Genomic DNA, 25,966 nt, shown 5'->3' with positions numbered 1-25,966 from the left:
AAGAAGCCTTTCTCTTCGAGCAAGTTTGCATACGACCAATCCCGGCCTCTTCTGTGCTTGCCTGCTCAATCCCTGATACCCTACCGGCAGCCTCCATGGCCCATGAAGGTGCCGGCAAACAGCTGGCCCGGACGCAAGCTACCGCCGCCGCGATACGCTCTCGACCACGCTCAACAGATGCTCGGGGCGATGGTGGCCGGAGACCTGCTCCACGACCTTCTCCGTGGTCCCGAGCGCCATCGCGACCTTGCTGAACGGCACGCCGTCCATGACGACCCACGTCGCGAAGGTGTGCCGGAGGATGTGCGGGGTCACCTCCTCGCCGAGCCCGGCTGCCTTCCGAGCCGTCGTCCAGGCGCGCCTGAGCCGGTCGATCGGCCGCCCCTCGAACTCGACGACGTGCGCGACGCTCTGCGGCCGCCACCGCCGCATGTGCGCGCGCAGCCGCTTCGAGAGCGGGACCGGCGTGCGCCGCTTCGAGCTCTCCCCCTCCGCGAGGCCGCGCCGGTAGAGGATGCCGGAGCGGAGATCGACCAAGCCGCCCTGCGTGGTGGGCAGCCACTTCAGACGCACCCTGCTCCCTGAACGCGTCGAGGCGGCGTATCTCCGCACAGCCAATTCCATCGGCCGCGAAGCACGGCTCGGGTCGAGCGGTGCCTCATCGACGCAGCGCCCTGCGGATACGGCTCTCGCACCTACGCATTCTGCGCAGGATGGAAACTTCGCGGTGGGGCACAGACTTTTGTAGGCAATCCGACGAGATCGCTCCTATCAGACTATCTCGACTCGCCGTATCCTGCCTCGCGCCTGCAAGGTTCCAAGAAGGGGACCGCCTGCGGAAAGATCATAGGTGTTCGCCATTATGGCAGATGACGGAACAATTACAGGCGTCAGCATCAAAGAAAAAATCGGCAATCTCGCCCGATCGATAGAAGAACTCGCCAAATCTCTCGATCTGAAGAGAGAAGCTGGCATCGATCCCGCGGAAACAGAGAGTCTGGTGGCGACGTTGATGCAGCTGCAGTCAATGAAGGAACTTGGCGTTGATACGCCTGACCATGAAACGATCGAGGCGATCGAGCGTATGACGGCGGCTCTCAAGCAGGCCGCCACAGACCAGCGGAAGGTCCGACTTGGTCGTACGCAGGATTGCGATGTCGAGGCGGATTGAGCGGACGCTTGCGGCCGATTCGCCTCGCGGTCCGACCGTCGCTCCGACGCCATGCAGGATGCCGCGAACGTCAGAGACAGGGAGACAATCGAGGCAGGGCGATGGACAGCCTCGCACAAGCGCGGAATGCGGACCTTGCCCGGACTATCGGACTTGAGGGCACGATTCGATGCCCAGCCGATGCCTCGGCGCAAGGGGGACCCATGCAAGAACTCGATCTTGAAGATCAGGCGGCGGCAGATCGCCTGAGGGCGTTCCTTGTCGGCGAGATGTATCGGTCCGTCGCACAGGTTCTGGCCCAATCGGATCCATCCGTGGCGGATGCGCTGTTCCGGCGCGTTGAAGCGATCGTTGCGACGACGCTCCGCCGCATCAACCTTGAGCAGGCCGAAGGGCCGAACTCCACGGCCATCGTTCTGTCGGTGTGCAAGGATATCGGCACGTTGCTGAAGTCCGCGCACGATCGGTCGGCGCGGTCAATCGCCGACACGAGGGTCGCGGAGCGGAGCCCGGGTGGGCGAGTGGCGCCCAGCCTGTCCGCCAGAGCGGCCTGAGGGCGCAGGCCCGGAACGCGCCTGTCCCGTTATGGCCGCGCCCCCGGGTCTCGGTACGATGCCTGGCTCTCACCGGCTGCATAACGGCGCCGCTGTGCATAGGGAGGTTCCGCTTCACACCTGAGCGCTCCGGTCTCTCACGGATGCTTGTGGATCGGATCGACCCAGTAGACGGTCTCAGGCACCTCGGCCGCCGCAACGTCGGGCAGGTTGACGACGACCGCCTCGTTATCGGAGCGCACCAGCACGCAGTGCAGGGGCTCGTCGGTGGAGGCGTTGATCTCCTGGTGCGGCACGTAAGGGGGGACGAAGATGAAGTCGCCGGGCCCCGCCTCGGCCACGTATTCGAGCCGTTCGCCCCAGCGCATGCGGGCGCGGCCCGAGACGACGTAGATCACGCTTTCCAGCGCGCCGTGGTGGTGCACCCCGGTCTTGGCGTCGGGCTCGATCGCCACGGTGCCGGCCCAGATCTTCTGCGCGCCGATCCGGGCGGCATTGACTGCCGCCTGCCGGAACATGCCGGGTGTCTGGGCGGTGTTCGGGTCGAGCCGGTCGCCCGGAATCACCCGCACTCCGTCGTGCTTCCAGCGCTCGGACGCGGCGTCCTGCCCGTGCGCGGGGACGTGCGCGCCATCTTCTCCGTGCTCATGACCCTGGTGATGCGTGTGGCCGTCGCCGATCGCGTGCATCCTGTTTCCTCCGGATCCCATCATCGAACGGCCGCGCGCGGGGCGCATCCGGTACCGCGTGCGGTACCGCTTGTGTGAGTGCGACGAAGGCCAGCACCATCCCCGCAGCCGTCAGGCTGACCGTGCGACGTCGTCGCATGATCGAATCGACGATGGCGGCGTGATCCCCCTGTCCGGCTGCTTGGTCACGACGGATCTGGTCTACAAGGATCAGGGTGTTGCGGATCGGGATGCGCGACGGCGCGATTAGGACAAAGCTCGCCTTGAAGCCGAAGAGGTGGCAAGGGAGCAGCAGCGTCGGCGCCCCTCCGACGAGCCCAGCTGGGCGATTGTGCCTGCAGCGGCCTGAACGAGGCGCGGCCCTGGCATACACGGCCTTCCCCGCTCGCGAGCAGACCGCGAGGGCCAAGCTGGTGAGACCGATTACCCCATCTCGCATCCATAGCCTGTTCTCCATCGCCCGCTGAGTTCGGGAGCGGCACTATGAAAATTATGCCCGTCATTTATAGGTGGGGGACTTTCACGCCCTCCGGTTGACGGCTCAGCGAAATTCCAGGTCCGGATCTTGAGCGGGCGGAGCCGTTGAGGCCGGATACGGCGAGACGTCCTCGACGCTCAGGGTGATGCCATGTCCGTGCCGCTATCCCGACCGTCGCGACGCGCGGTCGTCGTGTCTTCCCTGGTCGGTGGGACCTCGGGCATGCTCATCCCGCGCAGCTCAGCCGAGGGTTCGCACGCCACGGCAGGCCGCATCGGAGGCCCGAGCCCACCGCCGAGCGATCGCAAGGTCACCGTCGAGCGGCGCGGCTCGATCTGCCTGATCGGTCTCAACAGGCCCCAGATTTATAATCGGGTCGATCCCGAGGCGTTCGGTGCCCTGGCGCGAGCCTATGCCGCCTACGATGCCGACGACGACCTTCGAGCGGCGGTTCTGTTCGGGCACGGAGCGAACTTCTCACGCGGCATCGACGTCGATGCCTTCGCGGCGTTCCTTAAAACGGCCAAGGCGCGCGCCCCCGCTGCGGACGGGATCGATCCGCTGGGACGGCGCGCCCTTTTGCGCAAGCCGATCGTTGCGGTGGTGCATGGTGATACCTGGGGTGTGAACCGGACCAAGGCGTTGCGAGGGTTTTGGTTTTGTGATTCACCGCCGCCGTTTGCAGCACGGAGGCGGCGATGGCGGATCTGTTCTGGCTCTCGGACGACCAGTGGGCAGTGATCGAGCCGTTCATGCCGAAGGACCAACCTGGGCCCGAGCGCAAGGACGACCGGCAGGTCATCTCGGGCATCCTGCACGTGCTCACCTCGGGCTGCCGCTGGCGCGACTGCCCGGCCGCGTATGGCAAGCGCACAACCGTCTACAACCGCTTCAATCGCTGGTCCCGTCGTGGCTTCTGGCGCGCGATGCTCTCTGCCCTGGCTAAGGCCGGATGGGCGGGTGACGCTGCGGCCATCGACAGCAGCTACGTCCGGGCCCACCGCTCGGCCCACGGCGGCAAAGGGGGGCTCGCGCGCAGGGCATCGGCCCGTCGCGCGGCGGCCAGACGACCAAGATCCACGCCCTCACCGACGTGCTCGGGCGCCCCGGCGTCCTCCTGCTGACGCCGGGAAATGCCAGCGACGTGACGACCGCCCCGGCGGTGCTCGCCGAAGCGCCGGGGCGTATCCGACGCTTGGCCGCCGACAAAGGCTACGACGCCGACTGGCTGCGCGCCGACCTGCGCGGTCAGGGCATCACCCCGGTCATCCCAGGCAAGCGCGGCCGCAAGCGCAAGATCCATCATGACAGGCGCCGCTACCGCGAACGCTGGCGGATCGAGGCCACCTTCTGCCGCCTCAAGGACTTCCGCCGCGTCGCGACCCGCTACGACAAGCTCGCCCGCAACTACGCCTCGGCTCTCGCGCTGGCCGCCGTCATCACCTTCTGGTGCTGATCGAGTCCAAACCCTGGAACATGGGCCACGAACTTTTCCTCGTCGCAGACATCCGCATCGCCGCCGCCGAGACTCGCTTCGCCCAGGACGAGAACACGCACGGGCGCTTCCCGGGAGGAGGCTCCACGGTGCGGTTTCCGCGCGAGGCCGGTTGGGGCAACGCGATGCGATACATGCTGACCGGCGATCATTGGGGAGCCGAGGAGGCGCGCCGCATGGGACTGGTGCAGGAGATCGCTCCGGATCCGCGCGCCGCCCTGGAACTCGGCTTATCGATCGCGGCCAAGATCGCACGCTGCGGACCGCTGGGCATCAGGGCGACCTTGGATTCCGCCCGCATCGCGGTCGGCCAGTCGGAAGCGCAGGCGTTCCACAACCTCGCGGAGCAGTATCGAGCCCTCTACGGGACGGAGGATTTCCTCGAAGGTCGCAAGGCCGAGGCCGAGGGACGGGAGCCGGTCTATCGAGGGCGGTGAGCGCTTTCGCTCCAGTCTGCCACGCATCGGACTGCGTCCCTAGATCGTGAGGCACCCGGGCGGTTGCGCACCGCCGCGCGGGTCATTATAGGTTTATATCAACTCTTATTCCAGCGAGGACAGCGGCGCGGGGAGGCCCGTTTCGCAGACCCGAGACATCCCGGCCGCCACAATCCCCAAGCTGAGGACCCGTGCTTCATGAAGCTCGAAGATCATCCTACGGTGAGGCGGCTGCGCGCGGCGGGACTGGCGGACGGACCGGCCGCTGCGCGCAGGCCCATCGGTGCGGTCGAGCTGAGACAGCTGGCCCTCACATGCGGCGCCGACGATGTCGGATTCGTCGAGATCGGCCGGGCTGAGCTTGAGCCTCAGCGGGACGAGATCCTGCGCCACTATCCCTGGACGCGCTCCCTCGTCAGCATCGTCGTCAAGATGGCGCAGGCACCGGTTCGCGGAACGCCGCGCTCCGTCGCCAACCTCGAATTCCACCGGGCCGGCCACGACACCAACGCCATCTGCGCCGCCATCGTCGCCCGCCTTCAGGACCGTGGCATCCGAGCCGTGAATCCCTCCATGGGCTTCCCGATGGAGATGAACCAGAACCCCGGGAACGCGATCTGGATCGTGGCCCACAAGCCCGTGGCGGTCGCGGCGGGCCTCGGCCGGATGGGCATCCACCGCAACGTCATTCACCCAAAGTTCGGCAACTTCATTCTGCTGGGCACGGTCCTGCTCGATCAGGACATCGACGTTCCAGACGCGCCCATCGACTATAATCCTTGCCTCGAGTGCAAGCTCTGCGTCGCGGCCTGCCCGGTCGGCGCGATCAAGCTCGAAGGCGCGTTCGACTTCCAGGCGTGCTTCACCCACAATTACCGGGACTTCATGGGCGGCTTCACCGACTGGGTGGAGCAGATCGCGGATTCGCGCGATGCGCTCGACTATCGCAGGCGTGTCAACGAGCCCGAGACCGCCTCGATGTGGCAGAGTCTGACCTACGGCGCGAACTACAAGTCGGCCTACTGCATCGCCGTCTGCCCGGCGGGCGAGGACGTCATCGGCTCGTACCTGAGGGACAAGGGCGCGCACCGGCGGGAGATCCTCAAGCCGCTCCAGGACCGGCCTGAGCCGGTCTACGTCGTGGCCGGCACGGATGCCGAGGACATCGCCCGGCGCAAGTGGAAGCACAAGACGGTGAAGCCGGTCGGCAACGGCATGACGCCGCGCACCATCTCCGGCCTCCTGACCTTCATGCCCATCGTGTTCCAGCGGGCGCAGGCGCGCGACCTCGACGCGGTCTTCCATTTCACGTTCACGGGGGCGGAGAGCCGCCAAGCGACCGTTACCGTCCGCGACGGGAAGATCGCCGTCCGCGATGGCCTGCTCGACAAGCCCGACTTGCGGGTGGTGGCGGATTCCAAGACGTGGCTCGGCTTCCTCGCCAAGGAGAGGAGTCTGGTCTGGGCTCTGGCGAGGCGGAAGATCCGAGTCTCAGGCGATCCCAGGCTCCTGCTGGCCTTCGGCAAGTGCTTCCCGTCGCCCGAGATCCGGCGCAAGCCCGTCGAGATCGTGCCCGAGCCCTCGCTGCTTCGTCCCGCGATCACGCCCTATGCGGGGAACGACGAGGAGACCGGGAAGGTGCGGTGGTTCGGCGAACTGGCGTTGCGGGACGTCGAGCAAGTCACCCACGAAGTCAGGACGTTCCGCTTCGTCGATCCGAACGGAGGCGAGATCCCGTTCCGCCATGTCGCCGGGCAGTACCTGACGTTGGAGATCACGCGACAGGGCATACCGATCCGCCGCTCGTACACCATCGCCTCGTCGCCGACGTGGCGGGACCGGGTCGAGATCACCGTCAAGCGCGAGGAGCACGGCGCGGTCTCCCGGTGGCTGCACGACGATCTTCGGCCCGGCGACCGCATCAAGATCGAGGCGCCGAGCGGCGGCTTTGTCTTCTCCGGCACGGAATGGCCGACGATCGTGCTGGTCGGTGGCGGCGTCGGAATCACGCCGATGATGAGCAGCGTGCGGTACCTGACCGAGACGGAGTGGCCCGGCACGATCTACCTTCTGTTCAGCTTCAAGAGCCCGCGCGACTACATCTTCAAGGACGAGATTGAGACGCTGAGGAAGCGGAATCCCAGGCTTCACGTCTCCGTCACGATGTCCGCGCCGGACGGCGAGGCCTGGACCGGCCATGTCGGTTTCATCGATGCCCGCTTCGTCACGGCTGCCGTGCCGGACATCGCGCTCCATCGCGCCCATGTCTGCGGACCGACGCCCATGATGGACGCCGTCAAGGCGATCCTGCTCGATCTGGGCGTCCCGGCTGGTCAGATCCGGACGGAAGCCTTTGGGACGGACCGTCGCGATCCGACCCGAAGGACCGGTCCGGTTGTCGGCAAGGTAAAGTTCCTGAACTCCGGCAAGACGGCCCAGGCCCGGACAGGCGAGTCGCTGCTCGACCTAGCCGGCGAGACGAAAGTCCGCATCGACAGCGCCTGTCGCTCCGGGACTTGCGGAACCTGCATGGTGAGGCTGACAGCCGGCAAAGTTCGCATGTCGGTGCAGGACGCGCTCAGCGATGGCGACAGGGAGGATGGCTACATCCTCGCCTGCCAGGCCGAGCCCGAGGGCGACGTGGAACTCGAAGTGTAGCCCGCACTGCGTAGGAGCGACGGCCGCCGACGGATCACCGTGTCGTCACACGGCCCGCAATCCTTCCTTGGTTCCGCTCATTGTCCATGCAATTGAGCGGCGTACGTCGCTGGGTCAGACCGCGCATTTCAGGGCGAACCGCTCGGTGCCCAGGCGCTTCTGGATCACCTGCACGACGTGCTCGGCGTCGCGCCCGACCGCCCCGAAGCGGCCCGATCCCCAGGTGTTCAGCCAGGGCAGGCCGATGAAGTAGATGCCGGCCTCGCTCGTGACGCCGCGCTTGTGCTTGGGGTTGCCCGCGCCGTTGAACACCGAGGCGTCGAGCCAGCGGAAGTCCGGCGTGAAGCCGATGCACCAGACGACGCTGGTGATGCCGGAGCCGTCGAGGGCCAGGCTGAAGACCGGCTCGCCCGGCTCCCAGACCGGGGTATAGGGCTCCTGCGCCGGAGCCTCGATGCCCTTCTCGGCGATGTGCTTGTCGATGGCCGCGTTGATGCCGTTGTAGGTCCGGTCGGCCCCGTCGAGCGAGCGCCTGAGGTTGTCGCGGAACTGCAGCGCGCCGTCCCGGCAATCCTCCAGCAGGCCGTAGAGCGCCATGCCCTCGCTGGCGAAGCGGCGCAGGTCGATGTCGCGCCCGCCGTCGCGGCCGGTCACGTAGTGGTTGGTGTTGTCGCGGACGCCGTCGCGCAGCGGGTGGTCGTCGACGGTCATCTCATAATAGCCCATGTCGGCGAGCCATGTGACGACGTCGCGGCCGCGGTAGAAGCGGGCGCAGCGGGGCGCGTCGCCGACCGCCAGATGGACCTTGCGGCCGGCGAGATGCAGGTCCTCGGCGATCTGCGCGCCGGACTGGCCCGAGCCCACCACCAGCACCTCGCCCTCGGGCAGCTGGGCCGGGTTGCGGTACTGGTTCGAGTGGACCTGGGCGATCGAGCCCGGCAGCTTCTCGGCCATGCGCGGGACGATCGGCGTGTGGTAGCCGCCGGACGCCACGACGACCTCGGCCGCGGTGTAGTCGCCCTCCGAGGTCTGCACCGCGAAGAGGCCGTCCGCGCGCCGCGCGACGCGGGTGACCGCGACGCCCTCGCGGATCGGTGGGCTCACCTTGGCGACGAACGCCTCGAGGTAGGCGACGATCTCGTCCTTCTTCATGAACCCGTCCGGGTCCGGCCCGTCGTAGCGGTGGCCGGGAAGGTCGCACTGCCAGTTCGGCGTGACGAGGCAGAACGTGTCCCAGCGCTGCGTCGCCCAGGTGTGGGCGGCGGTGTGCTTCTCGAAGACGAGGTGCTCGATGCCGCGCTGCTTGAGATGGTAGCTGACCGAGAGGCCGGCCTGGCCGCCGCCGACGACGACGACGGGAACGTGACGGGTCGTTGAGGTCATGGCGCCGGCTCCGTGACGGTCGGGGAAAGGCTCTGGCTCAGGGCTCGAAGGCCTCGACGGTGACCCGGCCGCCGGGGGGCAGCCGCGCGGCCGCGGTCTCGATCCGGGCGAGTTGGTCCAGGGCGGACGAGCAGGCGAAGCCGTACTTCTCGCACACCCGCTCGCTCGCGATGGTGAGGGCCGTGCGGGACTTCTCGACGAAGTCGTCGAGGGCGTAGCTCTCGCCCGGCGTGAGGAAGTCCTTCACGACCAGGGAGGGCGAGTAGCAGGCCTCGCGACGGCCGTCCGGCCAGCGGACGTGGAAGCGCATCTCAGGCATGGATCGGCTCCTGAAGGGTGCGGGCGCAGGCCGCGTAGGTCTCGCGGTGGCGCTCCGCGCAGGCGCGCCAGGAATGGGCGGCGGCCCGCGCGAGGCCCGCGATCCGCAGCCGCTCGCGGTTCTGCGAGACCAGGGCCGCGGTCACCGCGTCGGCGATGGCCGCGGAATCGGCCGGATCGACGAAGAGGGCGTCGGTCGGCGCCAGGTACTCGGTGAAGGGCGGCTGCCGGGACACGATGACGGGCGTGCCGCAGGCCATCGCCTCCAGCACGCAGAGGCCGAAGCCCTCCTTCCAGGACGGGAAGGCGAGAACGTCCGCGGCGCGGTAGAGCGCCGGCATCTCGGCCTGCGGGACGGGGCCCGTCTCGATCACGGCCGAACCCGGGCCGATCTTCAGCCCCGCGGACGCCAGGGCCGCCTGGCAGCGGGCGCGGTAGGCGGCGTGATCGAGGAGCGAGGCGCCGCCCGCGATCACGAGCTGCGCGTCCGGGTGGCGCGCGCGCAGGCGGGCGAAGGCCTCGATGATGCGCAGCGTGTTCTTGCGCTCCTCGAAGCCGCCGACGCTGAGGACCACCGGCCCAGGGCCGAGGGCCCAGCGCGCCCGCACGGCCGCGTCCGCCTGCGTCGGCGCGGGTCGATAGACCGAGAGATCCACCCCGTTCCCGACGACGACAGCCTCGGCGCCGAGGTCGCCCCTGATCCAGTCGGCCCAGCTTCGGCTGACGCAGACGAGGCGCGCCGCCTCGCGGATCGAACGGTCCTGCCACTCCGCGAGCAGCGGGTCGGCGAAGCTGTCGACGTGATGGACCGTGCGCACGAAGCCCGGGATCAGGCGCCGGTGCTTCAGGGTCGCGAGCGCGTTGCCGCCGATCCCGTCATGAGCGTGGAAGACGTCGAAGTCGCAGGCCGCCGGCGTCGCGAAATGGCGCAGGTAGTCGTTGATGCGGGCCCGTACGAGTTCGGCGGTCGTGCCGCCGGGCGGCTTGGCGCCCACAGACTCGGTGGGGCAGGCAGCGTCCCGGAAGAAGCCGCGGCCGGTCGGGTCGGGCGCGTGGACCACCGCCTCGTGGCCGAGGGTGCAGAGCGCCTCGGCCAGGGCGAGGCAGTGGGCGACGCCGCCGCGCGGGTTGGTGGAATGGGTTAGGATCGCGATGCGCAAGGGCGTCATGGCGCTGCCCCCGATCCGTCCCGGCCGCAGCCGATGAGGGGGCCGGCCGCGAAGTCCCAGGCCACGGCCTCGGCGCCCGCGCCGTCGCGCACCCGCGCGACCCGGCTCGCGTCGAGGCGGCCGATCCCGACGGCCGCGATGCCGCGCTCCGCGAAGCGCGCGGTGACGGCCGGCGTGCGGTCCGGGCGCACGCTCAGGAGGTAGCCGAAGCTCGGAAAAGCCGTCAGCCAACGCGCGAGGGGAACGTGCTCGGGCCGCGGGATCGCGTCGAGGTCTATGACGCCTCCGACATTCGAGCATTCGAGCAGCATCAAGGCCGTGCCGACGACGCCCGCCATGCTGATGTCCTTGGCGGCATCGGCCAGCCCGTCCTCGGCAAGGCCCGGCAGCAGCGCGAGATCGCCGCGCAGGCGCTCGCCGGGGGCGCCGGTCGAGGCGTCCCAGTACGGGTGCGGCTCGCGGAAGCGTCCGCGCAGGTCGATGGCGGCGACGAGGTCGTCGCCCACGGCCGCGTCGAAGCTCGTCAGGAGGCGTTTTCCCGCCCGCCCGAGCACCGCGACCGCGAGGTTGCCGGCCTCCGCGCGGGTGTTGGTGTGCCCGCCGACGACCGGGACGCCGTAGAGCGCGGCCGCGTCGGCCAGGCCCGCCAGGATCGGGTCCGCGGCTGCGGCGTCCCGGCTCCAGAGCGCATCGACGACGGCGAGCGGGCGACCGCCCATCGCGGCCACGTCGCTGAGGTTGACCATGATGCCGCAATAGCCCGCGAAGTACGGGTCGGCGGCGACGAAGCTGTCGAGGAAGCCCTCGATGGCGAAGAGCAGGTGGCCGTCGCCGTCGGGAATGGCGGCGCAATCGTCGCCGACCGGCACCGCTGCGTGCCGGCTGCCGAGCCCGAGCCGGGCCACCACCGCGTCGATGTCGCGCTTGTGGCGCAGGCCCCGCGCGTCCCGGATCTGACGGGCCAGGGCCTGGATGTCGAAGGCGGCCGTCATCACGCGGCCTTGGCGAGTGTTGGGATGAGGGGCTTGGCGAGGGTCACGAGCCCGCGCTCCGGGTCGTGCATCGGCGGGTAGGCGGCGAGGCACGCCTGCATCCGGTGGTGCGGGTGCCCGTGCAGTTCCACCGCGTCGAGGTTCGTCCAGTGCAGGGCCTGGAACAGCGGCACGTTGCGCTCCTGCACGTGGGCGAGGAAGCGCGTGCAGCCGCGCGCATGGGCCGAGGAGACCGCGACCTGGATCAGCCCGGCCCCGAGCGCGGCCGTGCCGCGGAAGGCCCTGGCGACGGCGAGCCGGGAGCCCCACCACTCGCCGGGCCGCTCCGCCACCTCGTGGATGCGCACCGTGCCGACGACGGCGTCGGCCTCGCCCCCAAGCGTCGATAGGGCACAGATCGGGATGGCGTGCGCGTCGATCGCGTCGCAATCGTCACCTTCGAAGATGCCCTGCTCGGTGCAGAAGACCTGGCGGCGCAGCGCCGCGCAGGCGCGCAGCTCCCAGGACTCCACCGCGAACTTCACGCGGAAATGGCTCGGCCGGAACGGCGGGACGGGTTCGATGATCATGCCGCCCCCGCGCGCTCGTAGGTGGAGAGCGCCGAGCAGGCGCCGCAGCGCGCGCAGCCGGCCTTGATGTCGGTCGAGCGCAAGGCCGCGCCGGCCAGCATGACGGCCAGCGGCCCGAGGATGGCGTGCATGAAGTCGGGCGAAGGCGCCGGGTGGCTCTCCAGCGGCGTGCCCGAGATCGGCACGAAGGGCACCACGAAGGGATAGACGCCCATCCCGACGAGGCGCTCGGCCATCGCCAGGATGGACTCCGGCGCGTCGCCGAGCCCCGCCAGGATGTAGGTCGAGACCTGGCCACGCCCGAAGACCGGCACGGCCGCCTCGAACGCCGCGTAGTACCGCTCCAGCGGCACGCTCGCCTTGCCGGGCATGATGCGGGCGCGGACCTCCGGGGTGACGGCCTCCAGGTGCATGCCCAGCGCATCGATGCCGGAGGCCTTCATCCGCTCGAACCAACGGTCGTCGTTGGGTGGCTCGCACTGCGCCTGGATCGGCAGATCGACCGCCGCCTTCACCGCGAAGGCGCTCTCGCAGAGCACGGCGGCGCCCCGGTCGGTGGCGTTCGGCGTGCCGGTGGTCATCACCATGTGCTTGACGCCGTCGAGGAGCACCGCCGCGCGGGCGACCTCGGCCAGCTGCGCGGGCGTCTTGTGGGCGACCGTGCGGCCGGCGGCGAGGGACTGGCCGATGGAGCAGAACTGGCAGGTCTTGGTGCGGCTCTGGTAGCGGATGCAGGTCTGCAGCACGGTGGTCGCGAGCACGTCGCGCCCGTGCAGCACCGCGATCTTCGAGTAGGGCACGCCGTCGAGGGTCGAGAGCGCGTAGAAGCGTGGGCGGCCCGGGAAGGTAACGCGGCCGATCACCGTGCCCGCGTGCTCGATCAGCGAGACCCCGTCGGCGTCCGGGCGGCGCACCAGGAAGGGCGAGTCGAAGGCCGCCTCGGTGTGGACCGGCACCATCACGGTGCGGCCCGCGATGGTCATGGCCTTGTGGTCGGAGGGGCCCGCCCCGCCGCGGCGGCTGGGCGCCCCGGCGCGGGCATCGGCGAGCCTAACGCCGTAGGATTGCAACGCGTTGATCAGGCGCTCCGTCGGCATCCCGACCAGGCCTGCCGCGACCGGCGGGAGCGAGGGCGGGCTCGTCAGCGGGCTGCTGCTCATGGTCGAGGCTCCGGGAAACGGGCTGGGCTTCGGGCTGGGCTTCGGGCTGAGAACGGGTCGGCCGGTGCACGAACGAGGCCGGACGGTCGTCGTGGAGGAGGCTGAGCAATTCGGGCCGCGCGTAGTGGCCGACGGAATCCATCATCCGCTTGCGCTTGGTCACCAGCGCGAGGTCCATGTCGGCGACGAGGATGCCCTCGCCCTCCCTCAGCGGCTCGGCGAGGTGCTTGCCCTCGGGCGAGACGATGGCGGTGCAGTTGCCGCCGCGGCAGGCCCCGCGCAGGCGCTCGTCCGGGCAGACCTGCGCCACCTGCTGGTCGGTCAGCCAGCCGGTGGCGTTGACCACGAAGCAGGCCGCCTCCAGCGCGTGGTGGCGGATCGTCACCTCCATCTGGTCGGCGAAGATCTGGCCGACGAGCGAGCCCGGGAACTGTGCCGCGTGGATCTCCTCGTGGCGCGCCATGAGGGCGTAGCGGGCGAGCGGGTTGTAATGCTCCCAGCAGGCGAGCGCCCCCACGCGCCCGACGGCCGTCTCCACGACGTCGAGGCCGGCGCCGTCGCCCTGACCCCAGATCATGCGCTCGTGGTAGGTGGGCGTGATCTTGCGGCGCTTCAGCTTCAGGCTGCCGTCCGCATCGAAGATGAGCTGCGTGTTGTAGAGCGAGCCGTGGTCGCGCTCGTTCACGCCGAGCACCACCACCGCGCCGTGGCGGCGCGCGGCGGCCGCGACCGCCTGCGTCACCGGGCCGGGCACCGCCACGGCCCGCTCGTAGAGCTTGAGGTGCTCCGCGCCCTGGAGCGCGGGCGGTAGCACGAAGGAGAAGTAGGGGTAGTAGGGCAGGAAGGTCTCGGGGAAGACCATGAAGCGCGCGCCCTTGGCGGCGGCCTCGTCGATGGCGTTGAGCACGCGCTCCAGGGTGCCGTCCGGCCGGTCGAGATTCGGCGCGATCTGGACGGCGGCGGCCCGCACGATCCGGTTCTCTGACATGAATGAGCCTCCGGCTGTGACGGCGGCCGCGTCGCGCGCGGCCGCCGGATGCGACCTCTCGGTCGACGGACCCGAGGGCCCGCTCAGACGGTCCAGGTGTCGATGATCACCGCGTTGTCGCGCTTGTGCAGGAGGATGCAGTCGAGCACGTCGAGGGGGTTGATCATGCGGATCCCCTCAATGAAGGCCGCCTCGCCGTGCCCGTAGAGCGCCTGGGTCGAGAAGCGGCAGGCATAGACCTTGCCGCCCTCGGCCATGAACTTCTCGAGCTGGTTGTTGAAGTTGAGGTGGCCCGGGAACGCCTCATCGCCGAGCCGCGGGAAGCCGCGCTGGACGCCGAGCGTGATGCCCGGGCCGTAGAGCAGGATCGAGGTGTCGAAGCCCTTGCGCTGCAGGCGGGTGGCCTGGAGCAGGTTCACGAGGCCGATCGAGCCCTCGAAAGCGACGGTGTGGAAGGTGACGAGAGCCTTCTGCCCCGGCTCCGCCTTCACGTCCTCGAAGACCTTCTCCTCGTAGTCGACCAGGAAGTCGCCCTTCTTGTGGGGTTCGCGGTTCACGGCAGGCATGGCTCTCGCTCCTCGAAGGATGGGACCGCGACAGGCGGAGCTGCGGGCGGTCTCACGCCGAGGATGGCAAGCGGTGTGCCAGAGGCACGGCGATCAATGTGCCGGTCAATGCTGCGGAGAGAAATACATACATGTATGCGATCAATTATTGGATCGTCGGTGCTGGGGGTCCGCTGCAACGAGGATCTTTTTGACAGCATATCGTGCACAGATATTAATCGTCAGATGCACGACCGGGGGTCGATGATTGTCTGTATTGTATGGATATATCGTACAGACTTCGGAACTTTTCTTCGCGGTACGACGCTTGCTAGCCATACAATCCGACATTGATCGTATGTCGATGGTGCAGGCACGGAGCGCATGAGGACGACGAGGCTTGGAGGGTCGGCGAGCCCTCCGGATGGCATGATCGTAGGTTGGACGCCGGACCTGAAGCGGTGGGGCAAGCCGCACTACCTGGCGATCGCGGAGGCCCTGGCGGACGACATCCGCACGGCGCGGTTGACGCCCGGGACGCGCCTGCCGACCCAGCGGGCGCTGGCCGAGGCGCTCGACCTGAACTTCACGACCGTGTCCCGCGGCTATGTCGAGGCGCAGAAGCGCGGCCTGATCGAGGGGCGCGTCGGCCAGGGCACCTTCGTGGTCGATCCGGCCCTCTCCACCCGTCCGAGCGGCTCCACCGGCGCGCCACGGGTCGGGCCGGTCGACTTCACCATGAACCTGCCGCCCGAGCCCGACGTGCCGGCCCTGCGGGCGCGCATGCAGGCCGCGTTCGCCGACCTCTCCGGCGACCTCGCCAACCTGCTGCGCTACCAGGGCTTCGGCGGGACCGACGCGGACAAGGAGGCGGCTTTGCGCTGGCTCGCGGGCCGCGGGGTCGAGACGACGCGGGAACGGCTGCTGATCTGCCCCGGCGCGCACAGCGCCCTGTCCAGCGTGCTGGGCCAGGTCGCCCGGCCGGGCGACACCATCTGCGCCGAGCACATCACCTATCCGGGCATCCGCGCGCTCGCGGCGCATCTCGGGCTGCGCCTCGTCGACCTGCCCATGGACCGGCACGGGGTCGATCCCGACGCCTTCGCGGCGGCCTGCACCCGGATCGCGCCGAAGGCGATCTACCTGAACCCGCTGCTGCAGAACCCAACCACCGCGACCCTGCCCCGGGCGCGGCGGGAGGCCGTGATCGCGGTGGCGCGGCGCTACGCCGTCGCCATCATCGAGGACGACGCCTACGCACATATCTGCCCGGCTCCCCCGCCGAGCTTCGCCGAACTCGCGCCCGAGATCACCTACTACGTGGCAGGGCTGGCGAAATGCCTGGGCGCCGGGCTTCGCCTCGCCTTCCTGGTCGCCCCGAGCGCCCGGTCGGCCCTGCCGCTGGCGGGTGCGCTTCGCGCCGCGACCGTGATGGCCTCGCCGATCTCGACCGCCCTGGCGACACGCTGGATCATGGACGGCACCGCGGACGCCGTCGTGCAGTGCGTTCGCGAGGAATCGGCCGCGCGCCAGCGCATCGTAGCCTCGCGGCTCCCGGCCGGGACCTACACCGCCGACCCCAACGGCTTCCACGTCTGGATCACGCTGCCCGAGGGCTGGACGCGCTCGGCCTTCGCCAGCCAGGGGCGGGCGGCCGGGCTCGGCGTCGTCGGCAGCGATCCCTTCTGCGTGGCCGGGACCCCGCCCGAGGCCGCGCGCCTCTGCCTCGGCGGTCCCTCGACCCGGCAGCAGATCGCGCACGGCCTGGACGTGCTCGCCCACGCCCTCGAAGGGTCGCCGGCCCTCGCCTCGACCTACATCTGAGACGAGCGGCCATCACAGGGCGGCCCGCCTCGACGCGGCCAGAGGACGGGGCGTCAACCGGCCTTCAGCCAAGTCCTCAGGATGCCGGCGACGATCCCGAGCGAGAGGACGCTGCCGGCCCACAGGGCGGCGAACCACACGAGGCGGCGCCACAGGGGAGCGGTGTGCCGGGAGGCGGAGGCGGGGCCCATCAGTGATACCCCGCCGAGTCGACCTTCCCGCGGAAGACCCAGTACGCGTAGGCCGTGTAGGCCAGAATGACCGGGATCAGGACGGACGCACCCACGAGCAGGAAGATCTGGCTCGACGGCGGGGCCGCCGCCTCCCAGATCGTGATCCGGCCCGGCACGACGTCGGGGAAGATGCTGATCCCGAGCCCGACGAAGGACAGCAGGAACAGGCCGAGCGCCAGCAGGAACGGTGCTCTCTCCGCCCCGCCGCGCAGCAGGCGGAAGAACAGGAACGACGCTACCGCGACGAGGAGCGGCACCTGGGCGGTGAGCAGCACGCCCGGCATCGAGAACCAGCGCTCCCAGTACTTGCCCTCCAGGAAGGGCGTCGCCGCGCTGACCGCGGCGATCACCCCGACCGTGGCCGCACCGAGCCGGAGTGCGAAGGTGCGTGCCCGCTCCTGCAGGCTCCCCTCCGTCCGCATCACCAGCCACGTGGCACCGAGCAGGGCGTAGCCGCAGACGGTGCCGAGACCGACCAGCAGGCTGAAGGGCGTGAACCAGTCCCACCAGCCGCCCGCGTAGGCGCGGCCCTCGACCTTGATGCCCTGCAGCAGGGCACCGAGCGTGATGCCCTGGGCGAGGGCCGCCACGACCGAGCCCCCGGTGAAGGCGACGTCCCAGAGCGCCCGGTGGCGCGGGTCGCGCCAGCGGAACTCGAAGGCGACGCCGCGGAAGATCAGCCCGAGCAGCATCGCGATGATCGGTGCGTAGAGGGCCGGCATGATGACCGCGTAGGCCAGCGGGAAGACCGCGAACAGGCCGCCGCCGCCGAGCACCAGCCACGTCTCGTTCCCGTCCCAGACCGGCGCGATGGAGTTCATCGCGGTATCGCGCTCGTGCCCCGGCCGGAAGGCCGGGAACAGGATGCCGATGCCGAGGTCGAAGCCGTCCATCACGATGTAGGCGAAGACCGCGAAGGCGATGATGAGCGCCCAGACGACCGTCAGGTCGATGTGGTCGAGCATGACGGGCTCCCTACTCTGCCGGTTGCGGGCTGCGGCCGAGATCGACCGACGGCGCGGGCGTGATGCCAGCGGTGCGGATCGGCGCGCCGGGCTCGATCCCGTGCTCGCCCCGCGTCGGGGACTTCGCCATCAGGTGCAGGATGTAGAGGATGCCCATCCCGAAGACAGCGAAGTAGATCAGCACGAAAGCGATGAGCGACGAGGCGACGGCGGGTGCGTGAAGCGGCGAGGCCGATTCCGCCGTGCGCAGGATCCCGTAGACGGTGAAGGGCTGGCGTCCGACCTCCGTGGTGATCCAGCCGGCCAGGACGGCGACGAAGCCGGCGGGCCCCATGGCGAGGGCGAAGCGGTGCAATCCCGCCCACTGGTAAAGCCCGCCCCTGTAGCGGGCGAGCAGGCTGAGGCAGCCCAGCAAGAGCATCAGCAGGCCGAGCCCTACCATCACCCGGAAGGACCAGAACACCACGGGCACCGGCGGCCAGTTCTCCCGCGGCACGGTGTCGAGTCCCTTCAGGGGCTCGTCGAGGCCGTGCTTCAGGATCAGCGAGGACAGTTTCGGCACCTCGATCGCGTAGCGGACCGTGGCGGCCTCCTGGTCGGGCAGGCCGAACAGGATCAGCGGCGCGCCGTCCGGGTGGCTCTGGAAGTGGCCCTCCATGGCCATGACCTTGGTCGGCTGGTGCTCCAGCGTGTTCAGGCCGTGGGCGTCGCCGGCCAGGATCTGAATCGGCGCCACGACGGCGATCATCCACATCGCCATCGAGAACATCGTCCGCGCGCCCTCGTTGGTGCGGTCGCGCAGCAGGTGCCAGGCGCCGACCGCGCCCACAACGAGCGCGGTGGTCAGGTAGGCGGCCAGGACCATGTGGACGAGGCGGAAGGGGAAGGATGGGTTGAAGATGATGGCCCACCAGTCGGCCGGCACGAATTGGCCGGCCGCGTTGACCGTGTGCCCCTGCGGCGTCTGCATCCAGGAGTTCACGGACAGGATCCAGAACGCCGAGAAGAAGGTGCCGATGGCCACCATCAGGGTGGCGAGGAAGTGCAGGCGCGGCCCGACCTTTCGCATGCCGAACAGCATCACCCCCAGGAAGCCCGCCTCCAGGAAGAAGGCCGTGAGCACCTCGTAGGCCATCAACGGGCCGAGCACGGGACCCGTCTTGTCGGCGTAGACCGACCAGTTCGTGCCGAATTGGTAGGACATGACGAGGCCCGACACGACGCCCATGGCGAAGCCGATGGCGAAGATCTTGATCCAGTACCGGAACAGGTCGATGAACACCTGCCGGTCGGTCGCCAGCCACAGACCCTCCAGCACCGCCAGGTAGCTGGCGAGGCCGATGGAGAAGGCCGGGAACACGATGTGGAAGGCCACCGTGAACCCGAACTGCCATCTCGCGAGCAGCAGGGCGTCAACGTTCGCGAGCATGGCGGTCACCTGTTGTGCATCTTGGTAAAGCCAAGGAATGGCGTTGCGGTTCATTAAGCCTTCAGCAAGATCTCGCCCCAGACCAGGGGCGAGCGAACTTCGAGGCGCGCTCTTACAGATTGTCTGGCGGGTTCCACGTCCTCCCACACATGGCCGAGTTCGAAGGGGCTGTGACATCCGAGCGGCCTGCTGACGCCATGGGCACAAACTTGACCTGACCGGCTGGTTTTGGACCGGGCTGATTGAGAGGATCAGCCAGGACCGAAGGCGTCGGACATGCGGCGAGGACAGAAGACGCGCGCGGAGCAGGTCGTGCTGAAGCTGCGCCAGATCGAGGTGCAGACAGCACAGGGCAAGAGTTTGGCTTTGGCTCCGCTCAGGAGGCAGAGATCTCTGCGCAGAGCTATTACCCCTGGCGCAAGGTGTACGGCGGCCTCCAGGTCGATCAGGCCAGGAAGATGAAGGATCTTGAGCGCGAGAATGCTCGGTTGCGCCGCCTCGTGGCCGATCTATCCCTGGAGAAGCAGTGCTGGCGGACGTCGCTTCGGGAACCTTGGTTCGCCCCCGAGCGACGCCGGCAGGCGGTGGCCGGCATCCGGGAGAAGTATGGCCTCTCGGAACGTCACGCCTGCCGGATCGTCGGCCAGCACTGGGGCACGCAGCGCTATGTGCCAACCCTGCTGGCCGACGAAGATGAGCTGACCCACGCCGTCATTGGCTGAAGCTCGAACTGCCCCATCTGGATGACATGACCGGCAAGAAGGTGGTCCGGCTCTGCCTGACATCGGAGACCAAGGGCAACAACCACGGCATCACGGTCCTGAGCGACAACAACCCGCTGGCCCGTTGTCCCGTCTCGAACGTCCGCCAGGACGGAAGCGAACTCACCTTCGACATCGCTTGCGAGGGCAAGAACTCGGCCCACGCGAGCGCGCGCTACCTGCTGGCGCCGACCTCATTCCGCGGCCGCATCGCCATGCAGATGGGCGGCAAGAACATGACCATGACGGAGGTGCAGTCCGGACGCCGGACCGGGACCTGCGACGTCAACAAGATGCCGGTGCTGTGACCCCGCCCTCTCTTTCCCGACCGACACGACGGGGCGGCGTTGCGGGTATGGTTTTCTCTAGCTGCGGCGAAGCGGACCTTGGAAAGGGCAGCGTTGAACGTCTGGAAGGCACCAGGAGTTTGCGCTCAACTTGTTCAGCTGTGCGCCATGAGCAGACATCAGTTCGTTGCCCGAAACCGGACCTTCTTCGCACCCATCCTGGTCATGCGTCGATACGCACCGTTCGTGCCAAGAGCGGACCTGGCCTTTAGCGGCGTGAGCACCCTCTGGCGGAAGAAAATCGTCGCCGTCAAATGGCGGTCAACGGGAACGATCGCCTTCGTCTGGCCGAAAGTTCGGCAACCCGTACTCTTGATGCTCCTCAGTAATTTTGGGTACAAAGACGACCACTAATCATTGAGATCACTCTGAAAAGCCAGCGCCGTGCCTATATCGACCCGTCGCGTCTTCCTGTCCGGCGCCCTGGCCTTGAGCATGGGATCGGCTCGAGCCGCGTCGACGCCACTGCGGGTCGTGGCGTCCTCGGTCCCACATGCGGAAATCCTGGAATTCGTGACCGAGAAGCTTGGTCCCGAACTGCCGCTGAAGATCATCGAGATTTCGGGCGACCTTCGTCCCAATGCCCTGCTGCGGGACCGGGACGCCGACGCGAACTTCTTCCAGCATGTGCCCTTCCTCCGATCGGAAGAGGCCGCGATGGGAATGCGCTTCGCCGTGGTCGCGGCGGTGCATATCGAGCCACTGGGCTTGTACAGCCGGCGGGTCAAATCGCTGGCGGACGTGCCGGCCGGCGGGATCGTCTCTCTCTCGAACAGCGTCTCAAATACGAGCCGCGGCCTATTGCTGTTGCAAGCCAACGGGCTGATCCGGCTGCGTTCTGCGGAGCCCGGTGTCAACCTCACCCTGGACGACGTCGTCGAGAACCCAAGGAGCTTTCGCTTCGTCGAGATCGCGCCCCCGCAATTGCCGCGCTCCCTCGACGACGTCGTGCTCGCAGTGATCAACGGCAATTACGCGCTGGAAGGCGGGTTGGAACCCGCGCGGGACGCGCTGGCCCTCGAAAGGGCCGATGGCAATCCGTATGCGAATGTTCTCGTCACGACGGAGGGCTTAGCCAAGGACCCTCGCGTGTTGCGACTCGCCTCGCTGCTGACCTCGGCCGAGGTCGCCGCCTTCATCCGCACCCGCTACCGCGGCTCGGTGATCCCCGTCCGCGCGACCTGACCGGTGCCGGGTGGCCGAGACCGCCGTCTTCCCTCCGACCTGACCACGCTGCACCGGCCTCGCCGCGGCGGCAGACCGGAGCCCACGACCGATGCGTTTCCTGAAGACCCTCGCCATCGCCTTGCTCTGCACAGGTGCGATGGCAGCCCATGGGCCGGCCGGGGCCAAGACCCTGAAGATCGGCACCGTCCCGGGCGCCTACAGCGACGCCGTCACGGCCGCCTCCAAGGAGGCCAAGGATTAGGGCATCGATGTGAAGGTCATCGAGTTCAGCGACTGGACGACGCCCAACGTCGCCCTCGACGCCGGCGATATCGACGTGAATTTCTACCAGCACCGGCCTTTCATGGAGAACGCATCCAAGCAGAAGGGCTACCACTTCGACATCGTCGGCGCCGGAATCCTGCAGAATATCGGGCTGTTCTCCCTCAAGCATAAGAGCTTCGATCAGATCCCGGTAGGCGGGAAGGTGGCCATCGCCAACGATCCGGTCAACCAGGGGCGCGGCCTGCTGCTGTTGCAGAAAGCCGGGCTCATCAAGCTCAAGGACGGCGTCGGACTCCTTGGCACCATCGACGACATCACCGAGAACCCCAAGAAGCTGAAGTTCACCGAGGTCGAGGGCCCGCAGCTCGTGCGGATCACCGGCGATGTCGATCTCGCCCAAGGCTACCCGCATTTCATCGTCGCGGCCGGCACCTTCGACCCGACGAGCGGGCTCATCTATTGCGGCATCGAGGATAAGCCGGTCGCGGTGAGCTTCGTCACCAAGGAGTCGCGCAAGGACGATCCGATGATCAGAAAATTCGTCCAGATCTTCCAAAAATCCGAGGCCGTTAAGCGGCAGATTCACAAATCCTTCGCCGGCAGCGATAAGCTCTACCTGCTCGCGCGGCAGAATTGACGATGGTCGGCTTGGCTTTGGACAGTCTCGGGGCGGCACCTCCGGTCGCGTCGATCGCGGCCGGCCCACAGGCGACTCCCGCCACCTGGGCGAGCGCGGACCCTCAGGGCAGCGGAACGGTACGATTCGATCGCAACTCCAAGACCTATAGCTCGGCGGGCGGCGAGATTCCGGCCCTCGACGACGTGAGTCTCGAAATCCCGTCCGGCGCGGTCTTCGGCATCATTGGCCGCTCGGGCGCGGGAAAATCGACCCTGCTTCGCACCGTCAATCGGCTGGAGGAGCCGAGTTCCGGCCGCTTGTTCATCGACGGTGAGCCCATCGCCGTTCTCGACACGGACGGGCTCGTGGCGCTGCGCCGCCGCATCGGCATGATCTTCCAGCACTTCAACCTGCTCTCGGCCAAGACCGTGCGGTAGAACGTGGCCCTGCCGCACACGGTGGCGGGCGTGGAGAAGCGCGAGATCGCCCGGCGGGTGGAGGAGGCGCTGCGCCTCGTCGGCCTGGAGGGCAAGGCGGAGACCTACCCGTCGCGCCTGTCCGGCGGCCAGAAGCAGCGGGTCGGCATCGCCCGCGCCCTGGTGAGCGATCCGGAGATCCTGCTCTGCGACGAGGCGACCTCTGCGCTGGACCCGGAGACCACCCTCTCGATCCTGGGGCTCCTGCGGGACATCAACCGGCGGCTGGGGCTTACCATCATCCTCATCACCCACGAGATGAGCGTGATCCGCGAGATCTGCACAGACGTCGTCGTGCTGGAAGCCGGCAGGGTCGCGGAAGCAGGGCCGGTCTGGCGGGTCTTCGGCGCGCCGGAGCACCCAGCGCCACGGGCGCTGCTCGCACCGCTCACCCGCGACGTGCCGGACGATCTGGCCGCGCGCCTGAGGCCGCACCCGGTGACGGGCAGGAAGGCCGTCCTGCGGATCACCTATTCCAGTGCGAGGCCGCCCGATCTCTCGGCCCTCGTCGCGGCGACGGGCCGGCCGGTGCACCTCCTGCAGGCGGGCGTCGAGCGCATCCAGGGGCTCACGGGCGACACCGTGGTGCGGAGGCTCCGCGCACGATGACCTCTGCCGCCAAGCAGATCAGGCTCAACGCGTTCAACATGAACTGCGTCGGCCACATCAACCACGGCCCGTGGACCCATCCGCGCGACCGTTCCAGCGAGTACAACACGCTGCCCTACTGGACGGACCAGGCGAAGCTCTTGGAACGCGGCCTGTTCGACGGGCTATTCATCGCCGACATTCTGGGCGTCTACGACATCTACGGCGGCGGCATTGACGTGACGGCGCGGGAGGCCGTGCAACTGCCGGTGAACGACCCGACGCTCATCGTCCCGGCCATGGCGGCGGTGACGGAGCATCTGGGCTTCGGCATCACCGTCAACGTCTTCGCGGAGACGCCCTACACCTTCGCCCGGCGAAGCTCGACGCTGGATCATCTTACCGGCGGCCGGGTCGGCTGGAACATCGTCACCGGCTATCTGGAGAGCGCCCATCGCGGACGGGGCGAGGCGCTGCCGGCCCATGACCGGCGCTACGACTATGCCGACGAGTACCTCGAGGTGCTCTACAGGCTCTGGGAGGGAAGCTGGGACGACGACGCCGCGCGCCGGGACCGCGACGCGCGGGTGTTCAGCGATCCGGGCAGAATCTGCCCCATCTCCCACCGTGGCGAGTTCCTGGCGTTGGACGGCTATCACCTCTGCGAGCCTTCGCCCCAGCGGACGCCCGTGCTCTATCAGGCGGGCGCCTCCGGCCGGGGCCGGGTCTTCGCCGGGCGACACGCCGAGTGCGTTTTCATCTCCGTTCGGGATAAGCCGTCGGCCCGCGAGGCCGCACGCTCGATCCGCGCCGAGGCCGTCGCCGCCGGGCGCGACCCGCAGGACTCGAAGGTCTTCATCGGCATGCCGCTATCCCTGGCCGCACCCGCGCCGAGGCCGAGGACAAGCGCGCCGAATATATGCGCTACGCCAGCGCCGAGGCCGGCCTCGCGCATTTCTCCGCCTCGACGGGCATCGACTTCGCCCGTTACGGCCTCGACGAGGCGATCCCCTACGCGCCGGGCAACGCGATCCAATCGGCCACCGCCGTCGCCGCCAAGCGGGGGCTGACCAAGCGCGACCACTTGGCGGAAATGGGCCTGGGCAGGCGTTACGCCGTGCTCACGGGCGACGCCATCTCCATCGCGGACGAGCTTCAATCCTGGGTCGCGGAAGGTGAGGTGGATGGGTTCAACCTCAGCCGCATCGTCGTACCGGAGAGCTTTTCGGACTTCGTCGACCTCGTAATCCCCGAGCTTCAGTACCGGGGCCTGTACAAGACCGACTATGCACCCGGCTCCCTGCGCAGGAAGCTCTTCGGCGAGGGAAATCGCCTTCCCGCCCGCCATGCCGCCAATGCCTTTCGGCACGCGGCCGGTCCCACTTCCGTGTAATGGACGAAAAAGTTCTCTGGATCGCCAGATCGATAAAAGACTCGCTTGGCATCGAACAAAACTAGAGTTTCTAATGCTTTTGACGGCGGATTGAACGGGGGCATAAATATCCGCAGCTGCTCACCCAGCGTATTCCTCAAAGGATTATCGTCGAACGATGCCCCGCCCGGCGGCATAAGCCGTTCTCACCGCTTCAGATCTTGCCGGGGCGATCGCCTTATCCGCCTCCGTCGTTGCGCGTGGGTGCGGCAAGCTCCGACGGTTGCATAGCTCCCCTCGTCATCGATCTCACCCAAAGGAGCCTTCGCCGTGACCACGACAAGACGCCGTGCCGCCACCCGTCTCGGATTCCTGGCACTCGGCCTTTCTCTGGGAGCCGGCGCCCTGGCGCAGAACGCCCCTCAGGAATTGAGGATCGGCTATCAGAAAGTCGGCCTCGTCGTCGTCGCCCGTCAGCAGGGCCTGATTGAGAAGCAGCTGGCACCGCAGGGCGTTGCCGTGCGCTGGGTCGAGTTCCAAGCCGGGCCGCCTCTGCTGGAAGCGCTGAACGCAAGCGGAATCGATTTCGGCTATACCGGCGACGCCCCGCCCATCTTCTCACAGGCGGCCGGGGGCAACCTCGTCTATGTCGGCGCGGCGGCACCGACCCGCGACGGTGAGGCCATTCTGGTCAAGGCGAATTCGCCGATCCGGTCGGTCGCCGACCTGAAGGGCAAGACCGTCGCCGTTGGGCGCGGGACGAGCAGCCACAATCTCCTCATCGCCGCCCTCGAAAAGGCGGCCCTGAGCTTCTCCGACGTTAAGCCGGCCCACCTGCTGCCCTCCGACGCTGGCTCTGCCTTCGCGAACGACAGCGTCGATGCCTGGGTGATCTGGGATCCCTATCTGGCCCTCGCGCAATCGCGCGGCGAGACGCGCGTGCTCGCGACCACCGGGCAGACCCATGACGTCGCGTCCTTCTTTCTCGCCAACCGGACCTTCGCCGAGAAGAATCCAAGCCTCATCGCCGGCGCTCTGTCGGGTCTGACCGAGGCGGCGGGCTGGGCGCGGGCGCATCGCGACGAGGTCGCGCAATCGCTCGCGGCCGTGACCGGCGTTCCCTATCCCGTTCAGAAGGTCGCCGCCGACCGGACGGAGTTCGCCGTCCGCCCGCTCTCGGACGAGATCCTGACCGCCCAGCAGACCACCGCCGACCGGTTCTTCCGGCTCGGCCTGATCCCTCGCCCCATCAAGGTGCGGGACATCGTGTGGTCCCAGCCGAGGACGTGAGCGC

General features: G+C 68.3%; 23 protein-coding genes and 4 pseudogenes. 14 read left to right on the top strand and 13 right to left on the bottom strand.

Annotation, left to right across the window (positions count from 1 at the left end; genetic code table 11):
* Positions 1–138 precede the first annotated feature (138 nt).
* Positions 139–573, bottom strand: coding sequence for a tyrosine-type recombinase/integrase (locus DK427_RS09900; protein WP_245930870.1), 435 nt, complete (start codon positions 571–573; stop codon positions 139–141).
* Between the two features lie 277 nt (positions 574–850).
* Between DK427_RS09900 and DK427_RS26255 the strand changes: the two genes are divergently transcribed.
* Together DK427_RS26255 and DK427_RS09895 are read left to right on the top strand one after the other, a co-directional pair.
* On the top strand, positions 851–1,171 hold the full coding sequence (locus DK427_RS26255; RefSeq protein WP_162559765.1) for a hypothetical protein: 321 nt from the start codon (positions 851–853) through the stop codon (positions 1,169–1,171).
* A 203-nt stretch (positions 1,172–1,374) separates the two neighbouring features.
* Positions 1,375–1,725, top strand: coding sequence for a hypothetical protein (locus DK427_RS09895; protein ID WP_109951110.1), 351 nt, complete (start codon positions 1,375–1,377; stop codon positions 1,723–1,725).
* A 137-nt stretch (positions 1,726–1,862) separates the two neighbouring features.
* On the opposite strand, the gene DK427_RS09890 is transcribed toward DK427_RS09895, so the two are convergent.
* Positions 1,863–2,414, bottom strand: a complete 552-nt coding sequence (locus tag DK427_RS09890) for a cupin domain-containing protein (RefSeq protein ID WP_109951109.1) — start codon at positions 2,412–2,414, stop codon at positions 1,863–1,865.
* A 700-nt stretch (positions 2,415–3,114) separates the two neighbouring features.
* On the opposite strand from DK427_RS09890, the gene DK427_RS09885 reads away from it, so the two are divergent.
* The 4 genes from DK427_RS09885 (at position 3,115) to DK427_RS09870 (ending at position 7,482) form a co-directional block, all read left to right on the top strand.
* Positions 3,115–3,633 (top strand): enoyl-CoA hydratase-related protein, encoded by a 519-nt coding sequence (locus DK427_RS09885; protein WP_109951108.1) that lies wholly within the window; start codon positions 3,115–3,117, stop codon positions 3,631–3,633.
* Positions 3,591–4,348 (top strand): IS5 family transposase gene (locus tag DK427_RS09880; protein ID WP_109951107.1). Its coding sequence is split into 2 segments (ribosomal slippage): positions 3,591–3,921 and positions 3,921–4,348, totalling 759 coding nucleotides; the frame shifts between segments, so codons are not numbered across the junction. The genes DK427_RS09885 and DK427_RS09880 overlap by 43 nt, the downstream gene beginning before the upstream one ends.
* Positions 4,342–4,824 (top strand): enoyl-CoA hydratase-related protein, encoded by a 483-nt coding sequence (locus tag DK427_RS09875; protein ID WP_245930869.1) that lies wholly within the window; start codon positions 4,342–4,344, stop codon positions 4,822–4,824. The genes DK427_RS09880 and DK427_RS09875 overlap by 7 nt, the downstream gene beginning before the upstream one ends.
* Positions 4,825–4,887: 63 nt before the next feature.
* Positions 4,888–7,482 carry a 2Fe-2S iron-sulfur cluster-binding protein gene (locus tag DK427_RS09870; RefSeq protein WP_162559764.1) on the top strand — a complete coding sequence of 865 codons (2,595 nt, stop codon included), beginning with the start codon at positions 4,888–4,890 and terminating at the stop codon, positions 7,480–7,482.
* 114 nt (positions 7,483–7,596) lie between these two features.
* Here the strand turns inward: DK427_RS09870 and DK427_RS09865 are convergent, their stop codons facing one another.
* The 8 genes from DK427_RS09865 to DK427_RS09830 all read right to left on the bottom strand — a co-directional run bounded on the left by DK427_RS09865 (position 7,597) and on the right by DK427_RS09830 (position 14,627).
* The gene (locus tag DK427_RS09865; RefSeq protein WP_109951104.1) at positions 7,597–8,865 is read right to left on the bottom strand and encodes an MSMEG_0569 family flavin-dependent oxidoreductase; all 1,269 of its coding nucleotides are present in this window, start codon (positions 8,863–8,865) and stop codon (positions 7,597–7,599) included.
* 37 nt (positions 8,866–8,902) lie between these two features.
* Entirely contained in the window at positions 8,903–9,184 is a 282-nt protein-coding gene (locus DK427_RS09860) for an MSMEG_0570 family nitrogen starvation response protein (protein WP_109951103.1), read from the bottom strand.
* Positions 9,177–10,352, bottom strand: a complete 1,176-nt coding sequence (locus DK427_RS09855; protein WP_109951102.1) for an MSMEG_0565 family glycosyltransferase — start codon at positions 10,350–10,352, stop codon at positions 9,177–9,179. The genes DK427_RS09860 and DK427_RS09855 overlap by 8 nt, the downstream gene beginning before the upstream one ends.
* Positions 10,349–11,344 (bottom strand): sll0787 family AIR synthase-like protein, encoded by a 996-nt coding sequence (locus DK427_RS09850; RefSeq protein WP_109951101.1) that lies wholly within the window; start codon positions 11,342–11,344, stop codon positions 10,349–10,351. Before DK427_RS09850 ends, DK427_RS09855 begins: the two co-directional genes overlap by 4 nt.
* On the bottom strand, positions 11,344–11,913 hold the full coding sequence (locus DK427_RS09845; protein WP_109951100.1) for an MSMEG_0567/Sll0786 family nitrogen starvation N-acetyltransferase: 570 nt from the start codon (positions 11,911–11,913) through the stop codon (positions 11,344–11,346). The genes DK427_RS09850 and DK427_RS09845 overlap by 1 nt, the downstream gene beginning before the upstream one ends.
* A complete protein-coding gene (locus DK427_RS09840; RefSeq protein ID WP_109954089.1) occupies positions 11,910–13,010 on the bottom strand; it encodes an MSMEG_0568 family radical SAM protein in 1,101 nt (366 codons plus the stop codon). The genes DK427_RS09845 and DK427_RS09840 overlap by 4 nt, the downstream gene beginning before the upstream one ends.
* The gene (locus tag DK427_RS09835) at positions 12,964–14,061 is read right to left on the bottom strand and encodes a Nit6803 family nitrilase (protein WP_109951099.1); all 1,098 of its coding nucleotides are present in this window, start codon (positions 14,059–14,061) and stop codon (positions 12,964–12,966) included. The genes DK427_RS09840 and DK427_RS09835 overlap by 47 nt, the downstream gene beginning before the upstream one ends.
* Before the next feature lie 83 nt (positions 14,062–14,144).
* Positions 14,145–14,627, bottom strand: a complete 483-nt coding sequence (locus tag DK427_RS09830; protein ID WP_012452016.1) for an MSMEG_0572/Sll0783 family nitrogen starvation response protein — start codon at positions 14,625–14,627, stop codon at positions 14,145–14,147.
* 408 nt (positions 14,628–15,035) lie between these two features.
* Between DK427_RS09830 and DK427_RS09825 the strand changes: the two genes are divergently transcribed.
* Complete coding sequence (locus tag DK427_RS09825; protein WP_109951098.1) at positions 15,036–16,430, top strand: aminotransferase-like domain-containing protein; 1,395 nt, start codon at positions 15,036–15,038, stop codon at positions 16,428–16,430.
* Between the two features lie 53 nt (positions 16,431–16,483).
* Here the strand turns inward: DK427_RS09825 and DK427_RS09820 are convergent, their stop codons facing one another.
* From DK427_RS09820 to DK427_RS09810, 3 genes are read right to left on the bottom strand one after another with little or no spacing between them, the layout of a single operon-like run.
* The gene (locus DK427_RS09820) at positions 16,484–16,621 is read right to left on the bottom strand and encodes a DUF2474 family protein (RefSeq protein ID WP_109951097.1); all 138 of its coding nucleotides are present in this window, start codon (positions 16,619–16,621) and stop codon (positions 16,484–16,486) included.
* Positions 16,621–17,628, bottom strand: coding sequence for a cytochrome d ubiquinol oxidase subunit II (gene cydB / locus DK427_RS09815; protein WP_109951096.1), 1,008 nt, complete (start codon positions 17,626–17,628; stop codon positions 16,621–16,623). Before cydB ends, DK427_RS09820 begins: the two co-directional genes overlap by 1 nt.
* 10 nt (positions 17,629–17,638) lie before the next feature.
* Positions 17,639–19,057: a cytochrome ubiquinol oxidase subunit I gene (locus tag DK427_RS09810; RefSeq protein ID WP_109954088.1), complete on the bottom strand. Its 1,419-nt coding sequence runs from the start codon at positions 19,055–19,057 to the stop codon at positions 17,639–17,641.
* A gap of 276 nt (positions 19,058–19,333) precedes the next feature.
* Between DK427_RS09810 and DK427_RS09805 the strand changes: the two are divergent.
* The 7 genes and pseudogenes from DK427_RS09805 to DK427_RS09775 form a co-directional block, all read left to right on the top strand.
* Positions 19,334–19,773 (top strand): annotated as a pseudogene (locus DK427_RS09805) (transposase); the annotation flags it as partial.
* 32 nt (positions 19,774–19,805) lie between these two features.
* On the top strand, positions 19,806–20,126 hold the full coding sequence (locus DK427_RS09800) for a DUF3617 domain-containing protein (RefSeq protein WP_109951095.1): 321 nt from the start codon (positions 19,806–19,808) through the stop codon (positions 20,124–20,126).
* 474 nt (positions 20,127–20,600) lie between these two features.
* Complete coding sequence (locus DK427_RS09795) at positions 20,601–21,350, top strand: MetQ/NlpA family ABC transporter substrate-binding protein (protein WP_109951094.1); 750 nt, start codon at positions 20,601–20,603, stop codon at positions 21,348–21,350.
* A 91-nt stretch (positions 21,351–21,441) separates the two neighbouring features.
* Positions 21,442–22,254: pseudogene (locus tag DK427_RS09790) on the top strand (MetQ/NlpA family ABC transporter substrate-binding protein).
* 2 nt (positions 22,255–22,256) lie between these two features.
* Positions 22,257–23,321: pseudogene (locus DK427_RS09785) on the top strand (methionine ABC transporter ATP-binding protein).
* Positions 23,318–24,693, top strand: a pseudogene (locus DK427_RS09780) (LLM class flavin-dependent oxidoreductase). The pseudogenes DK427_RS09785 and DK427_RS09780 overlap by 4 nt, the downstream one beginning before the upstream one ends.
* 309 nt (positions 24,694–25,002) lie before the next feature.
* Positions 25,003–25,962, top strand: coding sequence for a sulfonate ABC transporter substrate-binding protein (locus DK427_RS09775; protein ID WP_109951093.1), 960 nt, complete (start codon positions 25,003–25,005; stop codon positions 25,960–25,962).
* Positions 25,963–25,966: the final 4 nt, after the last annotated feature.

The organism is Methylobacterium radiodurans, assembly GCF_003173735.1.
Classification (GTDB): Bacteria; Pseudomonadota; Alphaproteobacteria; order Rhizobiales; family Beijerinckiaceae; genus Methylobacterium; species Methylobacterium radiodurans.
The sequence above is the reverse complement of the archived record's forward strand: the minus strand, read 5'-3'. Positions and strand labels throughout refer to the sequence as shown.

Coding starts and splice junctions, on each gene's coding strand:
- DK427_RS09855 (WP_109951102.1), bottom strand. CDS start 10,352: ATGACGCCCTTGCGCATCGCGATCCTAACCCATTCCACCAACCCGCGC.
- DK427_RS09895 (WP_109951110.1), top strand. CDS start 1,375: ATGCAAGAACTCGATCTTGAAGATCAGGCGGCGGCAGATCGCCTGAGG.
- DK427_RS09800 (WP_109951095.1), top strand. CDS start 19,806: ATGACCGGCAAGAAGGTGGTCCGGCTCTGCCTGACATCGGAGACCAAG.
- DK427_RS09890 (WP_109951109.1), bottom strand. CDS start 2,414: ATGCACGCGATCGGCGACGGCCACACGCATCACCAGGGTCATGAGCAC.
- DK427_RS09830 (WP_012452016.1), bottom strand. CDS start 14,627: ATGCCTGCCGTGAACCGCGAACCCCACAAGAAGGGCGACTTCCTGGTC.
- DK427_RS09840 (WP_109954089.1), bottom strand. CDS start 13,010: ATGCCGACGGAGCGCCTGATCAACGCGTTGCAATCCTACGGCGTTAGG.
- DK427_RS09825 (WP_109951098.1), top strand. CDS start 15,036: ATGATCGTAGGTTGGACGCCGGACCTGAAGCGGTGGGGCAAGCCGCAC.
- DK427_RS09885 (WP_109951108.1), top strand. CDS start 3,115: ATGCTCATCCCGCGCAGCTCAGCCGAGGGTTCGCACGCCACGGCAGGC.
- DK427_RS09845 (WP_109951100.1), bottom strand. CDS start 11,913: ATGATCATCGAACCCGTCCCGCCGTTCCGGCCGAGCCATTTCCGCGTG.
- cydB (WP_109951096.1), bottom strand. CDS start 17,628: ATGCTCGACCACATCGACCTGACGGTCGTCTGGGCGCTCATCATCGCC.
- DK427_RS09850 (WP_109951101.1), bottom strand. CDS start 11,344: ATGACGGCCGCCTTCGACATCCAGGCCCTGGCCCGTCAGATCCGGGAC.
- DK427_RS09810 (WP_109954088.1), bottom strand. CDS start 19,057: ATGCTCGCGAACGTTGACGCCCTGCTGCTCGCGAGATGGCAGTTCGGG.
- DK427_RS09865 (WP_109951104.1), bottom strand. CDS start 8,865: ATGACCTCAACGACCCGTCACGTTCCCGTCGTCGTCGTCGGCGGCGGC.
- DK427_RS09795 (WP_109951094.1), top strand. CDS start 20,601: ATGGGATCGGCTCGAGCCGCGTCGACGCCACTGCGGGTCGTGGCGTCC.
- DK427_RS09820 (WP_109951097.1), bottom strand. CDS start 16,621: ATGGGCCCCGCCTCCGCCTCCCGGCACACCGCTCCCCTGTGGCGCCGC.
- DK427_RS09860 (WP_109951103.1), bottom strand. CDS start 9,184: ATGCCTGAGATGCGCTTCCACGTCCGCTGGCCGGACGGCCGTCGCGAG.
- DK427_RS09835 (WP_109951099.1), bottom strand. CDS start 14,061: ATGTCAGAGAACCGGATCGTGCGGGCCGCCGCCGTCCAGATCGCGCCG.